Consider the following 20,002-nt stretch of genomic DNA (forward strand, 5'->3'; position numbering starts at 1 on the left):
CATCACTTGCGCAGAATGCGGACGCAACCAATCGTCTGCTCGGCGCGGGCAACCCGCTGCCGGCTCCGGTCGTCGCACTGATCGGCATCGGAATTGGCGCACTGGTCGGCGCAATCGTGGGCGCGATTATCGCGTTCACCAAGATTCCGCCGTTCATTGCAACGCTGGGCTCGCAGCTGATTTGCCGCGCACTGGCCAAGATGTATTCGACGCAGCCGGTCTCCAAGCTGACCGACGATTTCCGTTTCTTCGGCAAGGGCAAGCTGTTCGGCGTCATCCCGATGATTGTCGTGATTTTCCTGATTATGTTCGTCATCTCGGCATTTCTGCTGACGCAGACGCGCTTCGGCAAGAGCGTGTACGCAATCGGCGGCAACGATCAGGCGGCGCGTGTGGCTGGTATCAACGTGGAAAAGAACCTGATTCTGGTGTACATTTGGTGCTCGGTTTGCGCGGCGGTCGGCGGCATTCTGCTGGCCGGCCGTACCGGCTCGGCCGACCCGTCTACTTACGGTCTCAACTATGAACTCGACGCCATCGCGGCCGCCACGGTCGGTGGCACCTCGCACACGGGCGGCATCTGCCGCGTGTCGGGCGTGCTGTGCGGCATTCTGATTCTCGGCGTCATCAACAACGGCTTGGTTATGCTGGGCGTCAACGACAACATGACGAGCATCATCAAGGGCCTGATTATCGTCGGCTCGGTGGTGTTTGACATGCGCAAGAACACCAAGCATTCCTGATTTTTGACCAAATCACTCTCTTCTTTATAGGACAAAGCGCCGCCTGCAGAGCAGACGGCGCTTTGTTCCTATTTGCAGAGGGTTAAACCTCGTCGGGTTGATTTTGCCGAATCATTCGATATCCAACGCCGATGTGCGTTTGAATATACTTCGGATGACTCGGGTCGAGCTCGATTTTCTTGCGCAGCGTTGCCATGAACACGCGCAGGGAAGGCGTGTCCGCGGGGGACGCGCTGCCGGTCAGCTCGTTGAGGATATAATTATGCGTCAGCACCTTGCCGGTGTTTTTGGCCAACAGACACAGCAGTTTGTATTCGCTGGGGGTCAAATGAATTTCGGTACCATTGCGATAGACGCAGCCGGCGGCATAGTCGATTCGAATATCGCCGTTGGCGTACAGACTGGCGGCGGCATCGACCTTTTCATTGTCATACCGGACACGGCGCAGCGCGACACGCAGCCGTGCAAGTAGCTCCTCCACCGAAAAGGGTTTGGTGAGATAATCATCCGCGCCCGCGTCCAGTGCGGCGACCTTGTCGGTATCCTCACTGCGGGCGGAAACCACGATAATCGGCATATTGCTCCATGCGCGAATTTTCCGAATGATGTCCACGCCGTCCATGTCCGGCAGACCCAAATCGAGCAGCACCACGTCCGGACGGTAGGAGAGCGCGTCGAGCAGTGCACCCGCGCCGGTCGCAACACGGTGGAACTGGTAGCTTTGGGTTTCAAGTGTGGTGGCAATCAGGTTGCCGATGGCGGCATCGTCCTCCACCACCAGAATCTGCGGTTTATTCATGTGCGTTCACCTCCGAAGTATGTAATGTAAATTGGAAACGGGTGCCCTTGGGGGTATTGTCCGCAACCTCAATCACACCGCCGTGCGCGTTGATGATGGATTTGCACAGCGAAAGCCCAAGTCCCAGCCCGCGGCGGCCGTCCCCGCGGACATTATCTGCCGTGAAGAACATGTCAAACAGCTTTTCCTTGGCGGCATCCGAAATGCCGGGGCCGTCGTCCGACACGGTGACGTTTACGAGCTTGCCGCACCGGCGCGCGGAAAGCGTAATGTGCGAACCCGGCTGGGTGTATTTGATGGCGTTGTTGATGAGATTGATGATAACCTGAACAATCAGCTGTGCGTCCATATTTGCCATCATCAGATCATCGGGCAGGTCGACGGTAATCTCATGATCGACCGAGCTGCGATCGAGGTGCGCCAGTGCCTCCTGAAAAATCTCGTCCAGCAGCTCCGGCTCGGTTTTGAGCTTCACGCTGCCGTTTTCGATTCGGGTGATGGAGAGCAGGTTTTCAACCAGACGAATCAGCCAGATAGAATCATCGTAAATGGAGCTGTAAAGTTTGTGCTTTTTGTCCTCATCAAGCACGCTGCCATTTTCCATCAGAATACCGGCGTTGCCGGAGATACTGGTCAGCGGGGTGCGCAAATCATGTGAAATGGCGCGCAGCAGGCTGGCACGCAGCGCTTCCTGACGGGCGGTTTCCTCAATTTTGCGCTTGGCCTGACCGATGGACTCCTTTTCCATTGCCAGACCGCATTCGTCCAGAATGGCAATCATCAGGTTTTTCTCGAAAGCGTCGGGTGCGGAAGTGCCGTCAATCACAATGCCGACAACGGCGAACACCTTGGCCATGCCGCGCACCGCCATATAAAGGCACTTTGCGCCGGGCAGCGTGCCGGTGGTAACGCCCGCGTGCTTGTTGTTTTTTCGCACCCACTCGGCTGCCGCCTGTTCGGCCGGGGTCAAACAGCCGGAGAGGTCATCCTCCGGATGCACCGGAAACTGCTTTGCTTCCTGCAGTTTGTCGTCGCTGTCCACGGCATAAAACAAAACCGAGTGATCGAGCAGCTTGTTCAGCTGCGTCGCGGTGACCTTGATGATGCTTTCGATGTCCTCGGCCTTTTGCAGCTTCTGACTGGTTTCAAGCAGGACCTCGGTGCGGTAGGCTTTACGTGCGCTGGAAATCGCCTGCGCCTTGCTGCGGGTGGTCAGCGAACTGCTCAGCAGGGAAACGAGGAACATGACGATAAATGTAGCAATATAACTGGGATCACTGTTGAGTGTGAAGTATGGATAGGTAAAGAAAAAATTGAAAACCAGCACGGAGAGAAAGGATGCAAGCAGGCTGCACAAGCGGCCGCTGGTTATCATAGAGATGAAGAGCACGCCGAGAATGTACATCAAAATTACATTTGCAATATTGAAATTCATCCAGGTCAGCAGCACGCCGACGGCGGTGCAGAGCAGCAAAATGACGCTCATCTTGACAAAATCGGCAATGGAAAGATGCTTCGCGGGTATCCGGCGAGGTTTGAGCGAACGGGTGCTGTCGGTATGCTCCGGAATGATATAAATATCCAAATCGGGCGCAAGTTCGAGCAGGCGATCCATCAGCGTCTTTTTCACCGGATAGAAGGGCCGTTTTTGCTGGCTGCGTCCCAGTACGATTTTGGAAATACCGCCAATGCGCGCGTATTCGGCAATTTGAATGGCCGGATCATCGCCGTATACAGTGGTGATGCGTGCGCCGAGCTCCTCCGCCAGACGAAGGTTGGCAAGAAGGTGCTTGCGTTCCTCATCTGACTGGGCGGAGAAGTCCGACGTTTCAACAAACAGGGCGGTGAATTCGCCGTGAAATGCTTCAGCCATACGGGCGGCGGTGCGGATGACCTTGGTGTTGGAGGGGGAGCTGGACAGGCAAATCAAAACATGCTCGCCGGATTTGGAGCGCGGCTCGGTCAGATGCACGGGTGCGCGGCTGACGCGATCCGCGGTGCGGCGCAGTGCGATTTCACGCAGCGCGGCCAGGTTTTTTTCGGAGAAAAAGTGCGACATAGCCTGATCGGCCTGCCGTTCCCGATAGATTTTGCCTGCTTTCAGCCGCTCCAGCAGATCAGCAGGCTCGATATCCATCAGTTCCACCTGGTCGGCGGCGTCGAAAATGTGGTCGGGAATGCGCTCGGACACCGTGATACCGGTGATTGCGGCCACCACGTCGTTGATACTCTCCAGATGCTGCACATTCACCGTGGTGTAAACGTTGATGCCGGCGCGAAGCAGTTCCTCCACATCCTGATAGCGCTTGATATGGCGGCAGCCTTCGGCGTTGGTATGCGCCAGTTCGTCCACCAGAATCAGCTCCGGCTTGCGTTTTAGCGCGGCATCCAAATCGAATTCGCGCAGCCGGATGCCTTTGTAGTGCAGCTCCTTGGGCGGCAGCTGTTCCAGTCCCGCGAGCAGCTCCATCGTCTCCGGGCGGGTGTGTGGCTCGATATAGCCGGCCACCACGTCGCCGCCGGCTTCCTTAAACCGCTGTGCGGCTTCAAGCATGGCGTAGGTTTTTCCCACACCGGCTGCATAGCCGAAAAAAATCTTCAGCTTGCCGGCAGGGGCGTTTTCCTGCTGCGTGATTTGCTGCAACAGCGCAGTTGAATCAGGACGAAGTTCTTCCAAGCGGCAACCCTCCACGGTCGTTTTCTATGTTACAGTATAACACAGGCGTCGTCAGAGTGGTATTCCGCTTTTGAACATAAGATAAAGATTGCATTAAGACAAGTTTAATATCATTTCAATGTTATTCTAAATGTCTTAATATAATCTTAATACTATATCATATGTCTTAATGTTATCTAAATGCAGAATATAGAATCTTAATCAAATACTCATATCGCTTGTGTTACAATGGGTTCACTTCACAGAATGGAGAGAATTGCGTTGTCATTTTTAAAAAACGAGCATCTCACGCCTGCTCGAATCATCATTTTCGGCTTCATGCTGCTCATCTTAACCGGAGCCGGATTGCTGATGCTGCCCATATCCACCGTTTCGGGGGAGATAACCTCGTTTGTGGATGCTCTGTTTACTGCAACCTCTGCCACCTGTGTGACGGGATTGGTGGTTTTCGATACCGCGACCTACTGGTCCGGATTTGGTCAGGCAGTGATTCTGGTGCTGATTCAAATCGGCGGCATGGGAGTCGTGACCATGTCAATCGCAATCGTCATGTTTGCGGGCAAAAAAATCGGCTTAAAGCAGCGTTGGGTCATGCAGGAATCGATTTCCGCGCCGCAGGTGGGCGGCATCGTCCGCATGACGGGCTTCATCTTTCGAACGACCCTGATTTTGGAGGGTCTGGGTGCGCTGCTGCTCGCACTGCGGTTTTGCCCGCAGTACGGCCTGCTGCGGGGAATCTGGTACGCGGTCTTCCATGCGGTTTCGGCATTCTGCAACGCAGGATATGATTTGATGGGCGTCAACGGCACGCCCTTTGCCTCGCTGACCGGCTATGTCAACGATCCGCTGGTTAATCTTGTGATTACGCTGCTTATCATTTTGGGCGGCATCGGCTTTTTGACATGGGCGGATGTGAAGGAGCACGGTCTGCACCTGCGGGCCTACCGGCTGCAGAGCAAGCTTATCTGCACCTGTACCTTGGTGCTGCTGGCGGCCACTGCGCTGTATTTCTTCTTTTATGAATTCAGCCTGCCGCAGTGGGATGGACTCAGCCTGTCGGAGCGGGCGCTTGCCTCGTGGTTTCAGTCGGTCACGCCGCGTACCGCAGGGTTTAACACCGTGGATTTGGCAAACCTCAGCGAGCCGAGCCAGCTGGTGACCATCCTGCTGATGCTGATTGGCGGCGCGCCGGGGTCAACAGCGGGCGGCTTTAAGGTGACGACACTGGCGGTGCTGCTGCTGTTCACAAAGGCGGTATTTTTCCGAAAAGATACCACGCAGTGCTACGGACGGCGCATTCCCGAAAGCGTGCTGCGCAGTGCGGTGACGATTTTTCTGCTGTATCTGTGCCTGTTTTTGACGGGCGGTATGCTGATTTGCGGCATCGAAGGCGTCAGCCTGATTGAGGCGCTGTTTGAAGCGGCGACGGCCGTCGGCACGGTGGGACTGACGCTTGGCATCACATCGACCTTGAGTGTGCCCTCGCAGCTCATCTTAATCTTTTTAATGTATTTTGGACGCGTCGGCGGTTTGACGCTGATTTATGCAATGACATCCAGCGAATCGCACGCGGTGTCCCTGATGCCGCAGGAGCGCGTGACGGTCGGCTGAGTAAACGACAGAAAGAAAAAGAGGTTTTACATATGAAATCGGTATTGCTGATTGGACTTGGGCGGTTTGGCCGCCATATGGCGCAGCGTCTGCGCGACCTGCACCACGAGGTGCTTGCGATTGACAAGAACGAGGAAAGCATTAACAATGCGCTCGATTATGTGGTAAACGCTCAGATTGGAGACAGTACGAACGAAAAGTTCATCGCCACACTGGGAGTGCGCAATTTTGATCTATGCGTCGTTGCCATCGGGGACGATTTTCAAAGTGCGCTCGAGACCACGGCGCTCCTCAAGGAGCATGGCGCACCGTTTGTTCTGGCGCGTGCCACGCGCGATGTCTACGCGAAGTTCCTGCTGCGCAACGGTGCGGATGATATCATCTATCCGGAAAAGCAGATGGCGTTTTGGGCCGCCGCACGGTACAGTTCGGATCATATCTTCGACTACATTGAGCTGACCGACAACCACGCGATTTACGAGACTGCCGTTCCTCCTACATGGGTTGGCAAAACCATTGTGGCGCTGGATGTGCGGCAGAAATACCGCATCAACATTCTGGCTGTCAAATACGAGGGGCATCTTGAGCCGATGCCCGGAACCAAGCATGTATTCAAGGCCAATGAAACCCTGCTGGTGCTGGGAGAAAACAAGGATATACAAAAGTTTTTGACTGTGCAATAAAAAGACAGCCGCCCCATCGGGGCGGCTGTCTTTTTATGCCTGTGTGCTTTCCAGAATGCCGTCCAAGGCAAGGTTTACCCGCAGTACATTGACCCGCGCCTCACCAAAGATGTCGAGAAAGCGGTCGGTCGTATACCGGTCGATAACGGCCTGCACCTCGTCTTCCGTCATGCCGCGTGCCTGCGCGATGCGGGATACCTGATAGGCGGCAGCGGCAGGACTGATCTCGGGGTCGAGTCCGCTGCCTGAGCCGGTCACAAGGTCCACCGGGATCGCGGCTTCCGCCATATCCGGGTTGGCCTTGCGCAGTGCGTCGACACGCTGTGCGACCAGTGCATCATATTCCTCGCTGGCGGGACTTAAATTGGAGGCCCAGGCATACAGGACGGGATTGCCGTTCTCATCGGTGAAAGTGGTGGTGTCCACGTTCATGATGCGGCCCCAGAGATGGCCTTCATCGGTAAAGGGCTGCCCGAGCAGCGCAGAGCCGTAGGTCTTGCCGTCTGCCTCGATGATGCTGCCGTTTGCCTGCTTGGGAAAGAGCAGTTGGCCGACTCCGGTAACGGCCACGGTGTAAACCAGACCGCACAAAATGGTCATGGCCAGCAGCATGCCGCCGGCGCGTGCGAAGATATGTTTCATGAAAATAACCTCACAGTCTTGCATTAAAATAGAAGCATAATGGGAAGTACGAGCAGCAGGGTGGCCGCTGTAACGGCGGCGACCATCCCTGCGCCGAGCAGAATCATCCTCAGTGCGTAGGTGAGCACGGGGCAGGCGGACAGCCCTTTCAGCACCAGACGAAGCAGAATCAATTGCTTGCTGTCGATATATCTGTGCCTTCTTTCTTAAAACGCGCCGAGAATCGGGGCGACAATCAGGTCAATCCCTTTGATGGCGATAAAGGGGACGATGATACCGCCAAGGCCGTAGACCAGCAGATTGTGTTTCAGCAGCTTCGCGGCGGGCACTTCCTGATACTTGACGCCCTTGAGCGCAAGCGGAATCAGTGCGACGATAATCAGCGCGTTATAAATCAGCGCGGACAGGATGGCGCTCGACGGGCTTTGCAGCCCCATGATGTTCAGCACGCCCAGACCGGGATACAGGCTCATAAAAATCGCGGGGATGATGGCGAAATACTTTGCAATATCGTTGGCGATAGAAAAGGTGGTCAGACTGCCGCGTGTCATCAAAAGCTGCTTGCCGATGCGTACAATGTCGATCAGCTTGGTAGGAGAAGAGTCCAAGTCGACCATATTGCCGGCTTCCTTGGCGGCCTGCGTACCCGAGTTCATGGCAACGGCCACGTCGGCCTGTGCTAGAGCGGGCGCGTCGTTCGTGCCGTCGCCGGTCATGGCGACCAGGTGCCCCTGCGCCTGATAGCTGCGAATGGTTTCGAGCTTGGTTTCGGGCGTTGCTTCGGCGAGAAAATCGTCCACACCGGCTTCTGCGGCGATGGCGGCGGCGGTGACCGGATTATCGCCGGTAATCATAATGGTCTTAATGCCCATCTTGCGCAGGTCGGCGAATTTTTCCTTCACGCCGTCCTTGATGATGTCCTTCAGATAAATCACGCCGAGCACCTTATGGTTTTTCGCCACGACAAGGGGCGTGCCGCCCTGCCGGGAGACTTGGTCGACCAGCTGTGCACACGCGGCGCTGTATTTGCCGCCGCTGTTCTCCACATAGCTGCGCACCGCTTCGGCTGCGCCCTTACGGATTTCTCCGCCGGCGTAATCCACGCCGCTCATACGGGTTTGCGCGGTAAAGGGGATGAACTGCAGATTCTGATCGGCGAGTTCACGCCCACGGATGCCGAAATTCTCCTTGGCAAGCACGACGATTGACCGACCTTCGGGTGTTTCGTCGGCAAGCGAGGACAGCTGTGCCGCATCGGCCAACTCCTTCTCGGAGCAGCCTGCCACGGGCAGGAAGGCTGCGGCCTGACGGTTGCCGAGGGTAATCGTACCCGTTTTGTCGAGCAGCAGCACGTCAACATCGCCTGCGGCTTCAATCGCGCGGCCGCTCATGGCAAGCACGTTGGCCTGATTAAGACGGCTCATGCCCGCAATGCCGATGGCGGAGAGCAGTGCGCCGATTGTGGTGGGCGCGAGACAAATCAGCAGTGCAACCAGCCACACCACCGAGGTAGGGTTGACGATGCCGGCCTGATCGGCGGAAAACTGCGAATACGAGAACAGGGAAGCGGTAACCAACACAAAGATAAGGGACAGCGCGACGAGCAGGATTTGGAGTGCGATTTCGTTCGGGGTCTTTTTGCGGTTCGCGCCTTCGACCATGGCAATCATTTTGTCCATGAAGCTCTGCCCCGCCTCCTGCGTCACGCGGACCACGAGCCAGTCGGACAGCACGGTCGTGCCGCCCGTCACGGCGCTGCGGTCGCCGCCCGCTTCCCGGATGACCGGTGCGGACTCGCCGGTGATGGCGCTTTCGTCCACCGATGCTGCACCGTCCACCACCTCGCCGTCGGCAGCAATCTGCTCTCCGGTGCGGACGAGGAAGTAGTCGCCCTTTTTCAGCAAGGCACCCGAAATATCGGTAAAACGCGCACGGTCGGCGGCGTCCTCCAGCTTGTGTGCGGTGACATCGCGCTTGGAAGCGCGCAGCGAGTCGGCCTGCGCCTTGCCGCGCCCTTCAGCGATAGCCTCGGCAAAATTGGAGAACAGACTGGTCAGCCAAAGAATGACCGCGATGGACAGGATGAAACCGCTGGACGCAACGCCGTCAGACACGCCGGCCAGAGACAGAACGAAGAGAATCGTCGTCAAAACAGCGGACAGATAAACCAGAAACATCACCGGGTTTTTGACTTGCTCACGCGGGTCTAGCTTGAGAAACGCATCTTTGACGGCGCGGCTTACCATGCTGCGATCCGTCATGGCGCTTTTTCTATTTTCACTCATAAAGAAACACCTACCTTAACCAATGCCTATCATCTGGGTGAACTCTGCGATGGGTCCGAGCGACAGCGCGGGGAAGAAACTGAGCGCACCGATGATTAATACAATCAGAATAAGCAGGAATACAAACATTGCATTGCAGGTGGACAGCGTTCCTGCGCCGGAAGCCACCTTTTTCTTCTGTGCCATGCTGCCGGCAATGCAGAGTGTTGTAGTCATGGGGACAAAGCGGGCAAAAAGCATGATCAAACCGAGGCTGATGTTCAAAAAAGGCGTGTTGGCGTTGAAGCCTGCAAAGGCCGAGCCGTTATTGCCGCCGCAGGAAGAATATGCGTACAGCAGCTCGGACAAACCGTGCGCGCCGCCGTTATTGAGACTGTCCGCCGTGGCGGGCACCAGAGCGGCGATGCCGCTGCCGAGCAGAATGGCAATCGGTGTGGCGAGACAGACCAGAACCGCCATGCGCATTTCCTTCGGGCCGATTTTCTTGCCCAGATACTCGGGCGTGCGGCCGACCATCAGCCCCGCGATGAATACGGTCAGCAGCACGAATCCGAGCATGCCGTACAGGCCGCAGCCAACGCCGCCGAAAATAACCTCGCCAAGCTGCATCAGCAGCATGGGCATCATGCCGCCAATCGGGGTGTAGCTGTCATGCATGGAGTTAACCGAGCCGTTCGAGGCTGCGGTGGTAAAGGCCGCCCATGCAGAGGACGAGGCGATGCCGAAACGAGTCTCCTTGCCCTCCATATTGCCGCCGATGTTGCCGTTGCCCGCGATGATGTTCACCGCGCCGTCCTGCGCAAGCTGTGGCGTTGCAGCTTGCTCGCTGTAAGCAATGACACCGAGTGCCGCGACCAGCAGCACAAGCATGGCAAGAAAAATTGCGATGCCCTGTTTTTTATCCTTAATGCTGCGGCCAAAGCTGAAGCACAGCGCGACGGGAATTAACAGAATGGACAACATTTGTATCATGTTGGAAGCCGGATTTGGGTTTTCGAAGGGGTGTGCGGAGTTGTTGCCCAACACGCCGCCGCCGTTGGTGCCAACCTGCTTTGGTGCGACTTGACTTGCCTGCGGGAAGAGCGGCACCTGCTGCTGGGTGACAATTTGCGCACCGTTTACAGTTTGGCCGTCAACGGTTACCGTGCCGTGCGCGGTATCGATTTCAGCATTGACCAGCACGCTGCCGTCTGCATCCACGGCGATTGGCTCAAGCAAATCGACCGTTGTGCTGCCGCCGAGCGACTGCGGCACGCCGAGACCGACTAAAACGACCGACATTACCAGGCAGACAGGGAGCAGAATGTAAAGCACCGCGCGCGTGAGGTCACTCCAGAAGTTTCCGATTCCGTTTGCGGATACGCGGATAAACCCGCGGACGATGGCAAACAGCACCGCGATGCCCACACCCGCAGAGACGAAGTTTTGCACCGTCAGGCCAAGTGCCTGCGAGAAGTTGGACAGCGCCACTTCGCCGGAATACGCCTGCCAGTTGGTGTTGGTAATAAAGCTGACGGCGGTATTAAAGGCGAGCGGCCAGCTCATGCCGCCTACCCCTTCGGGATTCCACGGCAAAAGATTTTGAAACCGCAGAATCAGCATCAGAACCGCAAGGCTGACGGCGGAAAAGGCCAGTGCACAGCCTGCGTAGGTTTTCCAACCCATATTTTCCTTGCTGTCCACCCGCAGCAGACGGTACAGGCCACGCTCGCAGGGAGCCAGCACGGCGGAAAGGAATACGCGCTCTCCGTCCATCACTTTGCTGATATAGCGACCCAGCGGAATCGACAGCACGACTAATATAATAAGGTATAACGCGTATTGTAAAACGGAATTCATAATGGTTTACTCCTCTTTCATTAGAATATAGCTCAAATAGAGCAGAATGGAAACGGTGAGCACACCGATTCCAATGAGTACGACTTGCATCTTCTATTCCTCCTTTGGTGCTTATAGAATAGCGCAAAAGAAGTAAGAGTGGTGTTAGAGTTGTGGGTGCGGCTGTTAATATTGGATTAATATGCCGTCGGACGGCCTTGCATAGAAAACGCCTGCATCAGACTGTGCCGTCATGTGGGACGGGTCAGTCTGATGCAGGCGTTTTGGTGTTGAAAGAAGCGATTGCTTCGGATAATAGTCAGGGGAGCTGAGGATCCGCCGGGCCGATGCGGTTGTTTTTGCGAAACTGCATGGGGGGACAGCCGACACGCTGGGTGAAATGGGTAATCAGGTTGCCGCTGTTCGGGTAACCCACCTGACGCGCGATTTCGGCGATGGGATAGTTGGTGCACGCGAGCAGGGTTTTTGCCTGATCAATGCGCGAATGGATGATGAATTCGTTGGGGGACTGGCCGGTCATCTCCTTGAACAGGTGGGAAAAGTAGTACACGCTCAGGCCGGAGATATCGGCCAGCTCCTGCAGTGTGATTTTTTGCCCGACATGGGCGCGGATATGTGAGATGGCGCGGCTGATGGAATCGTCGTTCTTTTTCAGGCGCGGGGAGACAAGCGGGTTGTCAAGCAGCGTCAGCAGGTGGTAAATGCGGCCGGAGGTCGCAAAAACGCTTTCGCTGTTGCCCTTTTCATAGAAGTGGAGCATTTCCGCAAGCGCCTGCTCAATATCAGCGTTATTTGCGCTGTCAATGACCACGCCGGAGGATTTGTTGATATAGTGGCACAGATCATGCGCCTGCGGACCGTCGAAATGGAGATAATAGAACTCGGTTTGCTCGGTCGTGTAGTAATGGTGCGGCTGGGCACAATCGAAAAAAACGACTTGACCCGAGGTCGCAGTATAGGTTTTTCGCCCCAGCTCGACGTGGAACGAACCGCTGCATACATAAACGAGCAGCAGGGGGGGATAAGTCTCCCGTTTAACGTAATACTCGTCAGTACAGTAGAAATGGCCGCACCAAGTGTGGTAATAGAACAGCTTTTGCGTCTGAATGGCGGGGGAGAAGGAGAAACACGAGGAGGATGGCAGAATGCCGATTTCAAAGTTTTGCATGAATAATCACTTGCTTTCTCTATTAATCATCAGCTGATGTGCCGTGAAATGGATTTAAAATAACGAGGCGGGTAGCCTGTTACCTTTTTAAACAGGCGCGAGAAATAGTTGGCATCGTATATGCCAACCTTGGCGGCAATTTCGGACACCGGCGCATCGCAGGTTTGCAGCAGCTCGAGCGCGCGCAGGATGCGCACACGGTTTAAGTAATCGGTGGGCGGCATGCCGGTAATTTCTTTGAAGACCATGCGGAAGTAACTCAGGGTGATGCCTTGTTTATGTGCGATGCCTTCAAAATCCATTTCGCGCGCCAGATCGTTGTCAATCTGCGTGAGCACGGTACCAATCAGTTCTTCCTTCCAGGAGGACTGCTCCTGCAGCAGCTCGAACTGGCAAATCTGCACGCGCTTGAGCAGCACGATGAGTTCCTGCAGGCGCGTGACCTTGAGCGGTTCAAAGCCGAAGCGCTGTTCCTGCTGCTCTTGACAAATGCTTCGCAGAATCGGATAGAGCGAGCTGAACTCGGAGTGGCTCAGATGGAGCATGCCGCTGGGGTTTGGGTTTCCCGACCGCAGCAGGATGGGGTCGCCCGTCGCGCGGGACTCCTCTTCAAAGGCTGTAAGATCGTGCAGCCGCTTCTGTGCAACGTTTTTCGCGGGGGTTTCGCAGCAAATCATATCGCTCAGCAGAGAGGACAGCGCACCCGACAGGACATCTGACTCGAACTGACAGTGGCAGAGTTCAGCGCCCCGCTGCAGGTAGCAGGCATGGGGCTGGTGCGGCGGCATCAGCAGCAGGTCACCCGGGATAAGCGGTGTGCGGCCGTGGTCGGAAAAATACGAACAGCTGCCGCGCAGCACCAGTGTCAGCTCAAAGAAGCCGTGGCGATGCAGGGAGGCGACCGACGAATACAGCGGTGTACGCTCTGCGGCGGTAATCTGCTCAAACGTGATGCCGGAGTGGTCAACGATATTTCGTTTTTCATAAGGCGTTATCATTATATCAACCTCCACTATAAAAAGCAAGATAAGAGAAATATAATCAGACTGGCGATTGCTACAAGAAGAAGGACAGCTGTTTGAGAAAAACGTACAAAGCAAAATTAATCAATTGCGTATTGTGCTAATTTTGATGTGATTTCATTCTAACACAAGTAAACAAGAAATGATAAACTAAACATATCCAAAAAGAAACAAATTAAATATACAAAATGCACAAAAACAAAAAATAAGATTTTACAACGATAAAAAGAGAAAAACAAGATTGGCGAAAAACGGATTAATGGAAGGTGATGCTCGGTAAAAGCAAAATAAAAAAGAAACTTCATCTGAAAGGACGAATCGGTTTAGCGAGTACGTCCTGTCAGGGTGAAAGAGACAAGATGAGAAAGGAAGGGTTACGCAATGAGTTTATCCAGAAAGGAGAGGACGGCGCTGATCTTGAAGAACCAAGCCATCGTGGTTGCGATGTTTGCGGTTTTTCTGGTGTTCGCTCTCCTGTCACCCCAGTTTAGTACAAGGGACAACGTGATTCTAATCTTCCGGCAGGTGGCAACCATCGCAGTCATGGGCTGCGGTATGAGCTTCGTCATCATCGGCGGCAATTTTGATTTGTCGGTCGGCTCGCTGCTGTCGCTGTGCTGCGTCATGTGCATCTCGCTGCATGACACGCTCGGCCCGATACCGGCAATCCTCATTACCGTCGTGGTCGGCATCGCATCCGGTATGGTCTGCGGCTTCCTCGTCGGCTATCTGCGGCTCAACTCGATGATTGTCACGCTCGGCATGATGAACGTGCTGCAGGCGCTGACGCTGATGTTCACCGGTGGCTCGTCGGTAACGCTGATGAACCAAAAGGTGTGGTTCACCCAAATCGGCAAGGGCAGCATCGCAGGCATTCCATATGTGACAATCATTATGATTGTGTGCATCGCGCTGTATGCAATCCTGCTCAACAAAACCGTGTTCGGCCACCATGTGCTGGCGGTCGGCAGCAACGACGAAGCCTGCCGGTACAGCGGCATCAACGATAAGAAGGTCGTGCTCCAAACCTTCGTGCTGTCGGGCGTTTCGACCGCGGTCGGCGCGATTATGCTCTGTTCCCGCGGCGGCGCGGCGCAGAACACAATGGGGCAGGGCTACGAGTTCGACGTCATTACCGGCGTTATTCTCGGCGGCGCAAACCTCAACGGCGGCAGCGGCAGCATCCTCAAAACCTTGGTCGGCGTGATGATTATCGGCATTTTGAAAAACGGCTTTGTCATCATTGGCCTGCCGTACTATCTGCAGTGGCTGGCGCAGTGCCTGATTATTTTGCTTGCGGTGTGGATTTCGATTAAATCCGCCAGAAAGAAGGCCTTGGCATGACGATGAAAAAACTGAAAGCCTTTCTGGGCAAAAATACGGTCGTTCCGATTCTGGTCATCATTCTGCTTCTCGCCGCGGTGTTCGTTCCCGGATTTCTGACGCCCCGCAATCTGCTCAATGTACTGAACCAGAACGCGGTCAAGGGCATTATGGCCATCGGCATGACCTTTGTAATTATTAACGGCTACTTCGATATGTCCATCTGTACGCTCATCAGCCTGACCGCCGCGCTCAGCTGCGGCCTGCAAAGCTCGATTGGACTGGTACCGGCGATTCTCGTTTCCATCGCGGTCGGCTTGGCGGTCGGTGCAATCAATGGCTTTTTGGTGGCAAAGGCAGGCATCAACGCGTTTGTTGTCACACTGGCGCTCATGCTCGGCTGCCGCGCGCTCTCCTATATGTACAGCGGCGAGCAGTCCATCCTAGCAACGAACGATTTGTTCACTGATTTTGGCATGGGTTCCATCGGCGGACTATCCTATATTAGCATTCTGTTCATTGTGATGGTGCTGATTGCCTTCTACGTGCTGCGCTTTACCCCGCACGGACGCAATACATACGCGGTCGGCGGCAATGCCGGGTCGGCCTTCAACGCGGGCATCAACTGCGTCAAGACTACCTTTATCAACTTTGTCATCTGCGGCTTTACCGGCGCACTGGGCGGCGTGCTGTTCGCGGCACAGTCGGGCGCAGCCTCGCCTCCGCTTGGCTGGCCGGATATGCATATGCTGGTCATTGCGGGCGTTGTCCTCGGCGGCACCAAGCTGACCGGCGGCTTCGGCAACATCTGGTACACCTGCGGCGGCATCATCATTCTGGGCGTTGTGAGCAATATGATGAATCTGCTCAACGTGCAGACCTATGTGTCCACGCTCGTAACCGGCGTGATTATGATCGGCGTGCTGTACCTCGACAAGGTGCTGACCGAGCGCAAGAAAAAGGCGGCGCTTGCCAATCTTTGAATCCGTGACGCGGGATGCGTCAGACGATAGAAATCAACAACCGATTTTGAGGAGGAAAATGCAATGACGATGAAGAAATTTGCAGCGATGCTCTGTGCAGCATCCATGACACTTTCACTTGCAGCCTGCGGCGGAACGACGGATAACGCGGCGTCGGACGGCGCTTCGGCAGACGGTGCGTCCTCGGGCGGGTCCGATCTTGTGATTGGCATGACAGTCAACAACGCGGGCGCCGATCCGTATCAGACGGCGTACTACTCGGCGGCCGAGTCCTATGCAAAGGAGCTGGGCGTGACGCTCAAGCTGCTCGACCCGGTGGGCGACGTAACCAAGCAGCAGAATCAGGTGCAGGATTTGATTGGCATGAACTGCAACGCGATTGTTCTCTGGCCCTGCAACTCGGAGGCGGGCGTTTCGATGGTCAAGCAGATTAACAAGGCCGGCATTCCGGTCATGAGCGCGAACACCAATGTGGACGAGAGCGGCAAGGAATATCTGGAATGCTATGTCGGCCCCTCGAACGTGCTGGAAGGCCAGCAGACCGCCGAGCAGATGGTCAAGGACATCGGCAATGACGCGAAAATCCTGTACATCGATGGTCAAGCGGGCTACTCGACCTCGGCCGAGCGACTGGAAGGCATGATGAAGGGCATCGAAGGCACCAACATTGAGGTGCTCGAGAATCAGATTTCGGACGGCAACCGTGAAAAGGCGCAGCAGGTCATGGAAAATTATCTGGTCAAGTATCCGGCAGGCACGGTGCAGGCGGTTTACTGCATGGACGACAACATCGCCATCGGCGCAATCAACGCGATGGAAGCTGCCGGCCGTGACGACATTCTGGTTTACGCGGCAGCCTGCGGCGATTACAACACGCTGACCTACATCAAGGAAGGCGCACTCCGTGCAACCGCGATGCAGTCCCCGATTATCGACGCGCAGACCGCGCTTGACTACGCGGTTCGCCTGGCACAGGGCGAGAAGATGGCGGAGTTTGATAACTTCATGGAGACGCCGGTCGCAACCGCGGACAACATTGATTCGCTGAACATCGAAAAGTGGTAATCAGCCGGACGGCCGTCCCTCTGCACCGGGGAAGGGGCGGCCGTCCCCAATCTGTAAAAGGAATCGGTGGATGAAACATGAGTAATACAAACGAATTCGTACTGGAAATGAAGAACATCAACAAGACATTTCCGGGCGTTAAGGCGCTGAACGGTGCGTGTCTGGATTTGCGCTACGGCGAGGTGCTGGCGCTGTGCGGCGAAAACGGCGCGGGAAAGTCTACGCTGATGAAATGCCTGTCGGGCGTGTACCAGCCGGATGCCGATTCGGGCGAAATCCTGTATCAGGGCAAGGCGGTGCACTACAACAGTCCGATTGAGGCCAAGAAGGACGGCATTGTGCTGATTTTTCAGGAGCTGTCGCTCGTCATGGACTTGTCTGTTGCGGAAAACATTTATCTGGGCAGTCTGCCGATGAAGCATGGCCGCGTCGACTGGAAAAAGCTCAACAGCGACACGCAGGTGGTGCTTGACAAGCTCGGCTGTCCGGCAAGTCCCAAGGATACCATTTCCTCGCTGCCCATCGCGCAGCAGCAGATGATTGAAATTGCACGCGGCATTGCACTGGGTGCAAAGGTACTCATCCTTGATGAGCCAACCTCGTCCCTGACCGAGCGCGAAAAGAACTATCTGTTTGACATCATCCGCAAGCTGCAGAGCGAGGGCGTCGGCATCGTCTACATCAGCCACAAGATGGACGAGATTTTCGAAATCAGCGACCGCGTGCTCGTATTCCGCGACGGACAGCCGACGGGAAAGTTCAACACCAAGGAGATTGTGCTGGACGATATTGTGCAAGCCATGATTGGCCGCACACTGGACGGCTATTTTCACAAGTGCCAAGCCGAGCCGGGCGAAGAAGTGCTGCGCGTTGAAGGGCTGTCGCTCCGCGGCGTGTATAAGGATATTTCGTTCAACGTGCGCCGCCGCGAGGTGGTCGGATTTTATGGCCTGGTCGGTGCGGGACGCTCGGAAATCATGGAGACGATTTTCGGCGTGCGCAAACCGGATGCAGGCACGATTTACATGAACGGCCAGAAATCCAACATCCGCAACAGCGTGGACGCGGTGCGTAATAAAATCGGCTTTGTGACCGAAAACCGCAAGGAACAGGGTTTGGTGCTGGATAAATCCTGCCGCGAGAACATCGCGCTTGCCAAGCTGCCGTGGCTGCAAAAGCACGGCTTTGTAGACGAAAAAGTGACCTATGACATTTATAATGAGTACCACGATAAAATGCGCATCAGTTCGCCCTCATCGGAGCAGGAGATTGTCTACCTGTCCGGCGGCAACCAGCAGAAGGTTGTCATTGGTAAGTGGCTGACGCTCGCACCCGACCTGCTCATCCTCGATGAGCCGACCCGCGGCATCGACGTAGGCTCCAAGTCGGAGATTCACAAGCTGATTGCGGAACTTGCGGAATCGGGCATGGCGGTCATCGTCATTTCGTCTGAAATGCCCGAGATCATGGGCGTTTCCAACCGCATTTACACCATCGCGCAGGGCCTGATTACGGATGAATTCGCAGGCGATGAAATTACTGAGGAAAACCTCATCAAGGCGATTACCATCACCGAATCCGCCAAGCGTGCCTAACAAATTGACCTTATCATCTCTCTTCTCATTTCCCCTCTGCGGCATGGGAGAACCCATGCCGCCGGGGCGAGGTGCATCGAAGACAAAGGAGCAAACACCATGATAACTGAACAAGAAAAAAGCACAATCCGCGAGCTTGCGGGGCGGTATGCCGAGCTGTGCCATCAGCCGGTGATGGAGGAGCGCCGCAAGCTCTGGTATGCGCACAACGATTTAAAAACCGATCAGCCGGTCATCGACTGCTCGCCCGAGGGCGCGTGGCGTGAAATCATCCCGGCGGACAGTCTGGTTTCCAAGGATCCGATTGCCCGTGAAATAGAGTGGACGCTGCGCGCCCGCCTGTTCCGCGCGGAGGAAATCAACGACGACGTGCCCGCCGAATTGCGCTGGGACTGCCTGAAAATCATGTCGGACACCGGCTGGCGCATGGAGGGGCATCAGGCGCACAACGCCTTCACCAACGAGGGCATGATGGTGCCTACCATTTCGTCTCTTCCGGGCGTGTGGAAGCCGGGCTTCAAGTTTGACGAGACTGCTGCGGAGTTTGAGCCGCTGATCGACGATTTGGACGACGTTGACCAGATTTACAAGTTGATTCCGCCGCAGGTGATTTACGACGAGCAAGGTTCCAAGGAGAAGCTCGCCGTGCATCAGGAGCTGTTGGGCGATATTCTCGACGTGCACTGGACGGGCAACACCTTCCTGCCGTTCTTCTGGATGGAAACCTACACCAAAATCCGCGGCTATGAAAACGCGCTGTTTGATTTGTACGACTATCCGGAGGAGATGCACAAGCTCCTCGAAATTCTGGAAAAGGGCTATCTCGGCCTGTACCAGCAGCAGCTCGACATGGGTCTGCTGGACATGAACAACGGCTGTCAGTACAACGGTTCGGGCGGCTTCGGCTACACTCACGATCTCAAAGCGCCCGAGGACGGTAAGCTGACCTTCAAAAACCTCTGGGCATTCGCGGAATCGCAGGAGTTTATCTCGGTTTCGCCCGAAATGACGCGCGAATTTGCCATTGCCTACGAAAAGCGGCTGCTGAGTAACTTCGGGCTGTCCTCTTATGGCTGCTGCGACAATCTGGAGAATAAGCTGCCCGATATTCTGTCTATCCCGAATATTCGCCGCATTTCCGTGTCGCCGTGGGCGGATGTGGCGGCGATGCGCGAACAAATCGGCATGAAGGCCATCTTCTCGTGCAAGCCCAATCCGTCCTACGTCACCAACGGCTGGGACGAGGAGCAAATGCGCGCCTACACCATGAAGCTGCTGCAGGACGGCAAGGGCACGCCGTTTGAAATCATCCTCAAGGATACGCATACCATTCAAAATGACCCGTCCCGCTTCCGAAAATGGACCGATTTGTGCAGAGAATGCATTGCAAAGGTCTACGGCTAAGCGGCTCGTCCAATATCATAAAGGAGTTTTGTTAATATGAAAGTAGGTATTATCGGCGCGGGGCGCATCGGCAAGGTGCACGCGAAGAACATTTCGATGTTCGTGCCCGAAATGGAGATCAAGACAATCGCCGATCCGTTTATGAATGAGCAGACCGAGGCGT

Annotated in this window: 16 protein-coding genes and 1 pseudogene; 9 read left to right on the top strand and 8 right to left on the bottom strand. The window is 55.4% G+C overall.

What is annotated here, in order from left to right; translation table 11 throughout:
• A partial coding sequence (locus QOX26_RS13635) for an ABC transporter permease (protein WP_283675370.1) occupies positions 1-743 on the top strand: 743 nt, incomplete at its 5' end.
• 82 nt (positions 744-825) lie between these two features.
• Here QOX26_RS13635 and QOX26_RS13640 read toward each other — a convergent pair.
• Together QOX26_RS13640 and QOX26_RS13645 are read right to left on the bottom strand one after the other, a co-directional pair.
• Complete coding sequence (locus QOX26_RS13640; RefSeq protein WP_283675526.1) at positions 826-1,542, bottom strand: response regulator; 717 nt, start codon at positions 1,540-1,542, stop codon at positions 826-828.
• On the bottom strand, positions 1,535-4,219 hold the full coding sequence (locus QOX26_RS13645; protein WP_283675528.1) for a sensor histidine kinase: 2,685 nt from the start codon (positions 4,217-4,219) through the stop codon (positions 1,535-1,537). The genes QOX26_RS13640 and QOX26_RS13645 overlap by 8 nt, the downstream gene beginning before the upstream one ends.
• Before the next feature lie 246 nt (positions 4,220-4,465).
• Between QOX26_RS13645 and QOX26_RS13650 the strand changes: the two genes are divergently transcribed.
• Together QOX26_RS13650 and QOX26_RS13655 are read left to right on the top strand one after the other, a co-directional pair.
• On the top strand, positions 4,466-5,830 hold the full coding sequence (locus tag QOX26_RS13650; protein WP_442870237.1) for a TrkH family potassium uptake protein: 1,365 nt from the start codon (positions 4,466-4,468) through the stop codon (positions 5,828-5,830).
• Positions 5,831-5,862: 32 nt separating this feature from the next.
• Positions 5,863-6,513, top strand: a complete 651-nt coding sequence (locus tag QOX26_RS13655) for a potassium channel family protein (RefSeq protein WP_283675529.1) — start codon at positions 5,863-5,865, stop codon at positions 6,511-6,513.
• A 33-nt stretch (positions 6,514-6,546) separates the two neighbouring features.
• Here QOX26_RS13655 and kdpC read toward each other — a convergent pair whose 3' ends face one another.
• The 6 genes from kdpC to QOX26_RS13685 form a co-directional block, all read right to left on the bottom strand.
• On the bottom strand, positions 6,547-7,155 hold the full coding sequence (gene kdpC / locus QOX26_RS13660) for a K(+)-transporting ATPase subunit C (protein WP_283675530.1): 609 nt from the start codon (positions 7,153-7,155) through the stop codon (positions 6,547-6,549).
• A 23-nt stretch (positions 7,156-7,178) separates the two neighbouring features.
• Entirely contained in the window at positions 7,179-7,328 is a 150-nt protein-coding gene (locus tag QOX26_RS13665; RefSeq protein ID WP_283675531.1) for a hypothetical protein, read from the bottom strand.
• Positions 7,329-7,361: 33 nt separating this feature from the next.
• Positions 7,362-9,440, bottom strand: a complete 2,079-nt coding sequence (kdpB, locus tag QOX26_RS13670) for a potassium-transporting ATPase subunit KdpB (protein ID WP_283675532.1) — start codon at positions 9,438-9,440, stop codon at positions 7,362-7,364.
• A gap of 15 nt (positions 9,441-9,455) precedes the next feature.
• The gene (kdpA, locus tag QOX26_RS13675; protein ID WP_442870238.1) at positions 9,456-11,282 is read right to left on the bottom strand and encodes a potassium-transporting ATPase subunit KdpA; all 1,827 of its coding nucleotides are present in this window, start codon (positions 11,280-11,282) and stop codon (positions 9,456-9,458) included.
• A gap of 295 nt (positions 11,283-11,577) precedes the next feature.
• On the bottom strand, positions 11,578-12,447 hold the full coding sequence (locus QOX26_RS13680; protein WP_283675535.1) for a helix-turn-helix domain-containing protein: 870 nt from the start codon (positions 12,445-12,447) through the stop codon (positions 11,578-11,580).
• Between the two features lie 29 nt (positions 12,448-12,476).
• Positions 12,477-13,445 carry an AraC family transcriptional regulator gene (locus QOX26_RS13685; RefSeq protein WP_283675536.1) on the bottom strand — a complete coding sequence of 323 codons (969 nt, stop codon included), beginning with the start codon at positions 13,443-13,445 and terminating at the stop codon, positions 12,477-12,479.
• Between the two features lie 405 nt (positions 13,446-13,850).
• On the opposite strand from QOX26_RS13685, the gene QOX26_RS13690 reads away from it, so the two are divergent.
• The 6 genes and pseudogenes from QOX26_RS13690 to QOX26_RS13715 all read left to right on the top strand — a co-directional run.
• On the top strand, positions 13,851-14,813 hold the full coding sequence (locus QOX26_RS13690; protein WP_283675537.1) for an ABC transporter permease: 963 nt from the start codon (positions 13,851-13,853) through the stop codon (positions 14,811-14,813).
• Entirely contained in the window at positions 14,810-15,775 is a 966-nt protein-coding gene (locus tag QOX26_RS13695) for an ABC transporter permease (protein ID WP_283675538.1), read from the top strand. The genes QOX26_RS13690 and QOX26_RS13695 overlap by 4 nt, the downstream gene beginning before the upstream one ends.
• Before the next feature lie 63 nt (positions 15,776-15,838).
• Entirely contained in the window at positions 15,839-16,840 is a 1,002-nt protein-coding gene (locus tag QOX26_RS13700) for a sugar ABC transporter substrate-binding protein (RefSeq protein WP_283675539.1), read from the top strand.
• A gap of 77 nt (positions 16,841-16,917) precedes the next feature.
• Positions 16,918-18,435, top strand: a complete 1,518-nt coding sequence (locus tag QOX26_RS13705) for a sugar ABC transporter ATP-binding protein (protein ID WP_283675540.1) — start codon at positions 16,918-16,920, stop codon at positions 18,433-18,435.
• 99 nt (positions 18,436-18,534) lie between these two features.
• Positions 18,535-19,839: a hypothetical protein gene (locus QOX26_RS13710; protein ID WP_283675542.1), complete on the top strand. Its 1,305-nt coding sequence runs from the start codon at positions 18,535-18,537 to the stop codon at positions 19,837-19,839.
• 36 nt (positions 19,840-19,875) lie between these two features.
• A pseudogene (locus QOX26_RS13715) lies at positions 19,876-20,002 on the top strand (inositol 2-dehydrogenase); the annotation flags it as partial.

This window comes from Butyricicoccus sp. Marseille-Q5471 (assembly GCF_951230135.1).
Taxonomy (GTDB): domain Bacteria; phylum Bacillota; class Clostridia; order Oscillospirales; family Butyricicoccaceae; genus Agathobaculum.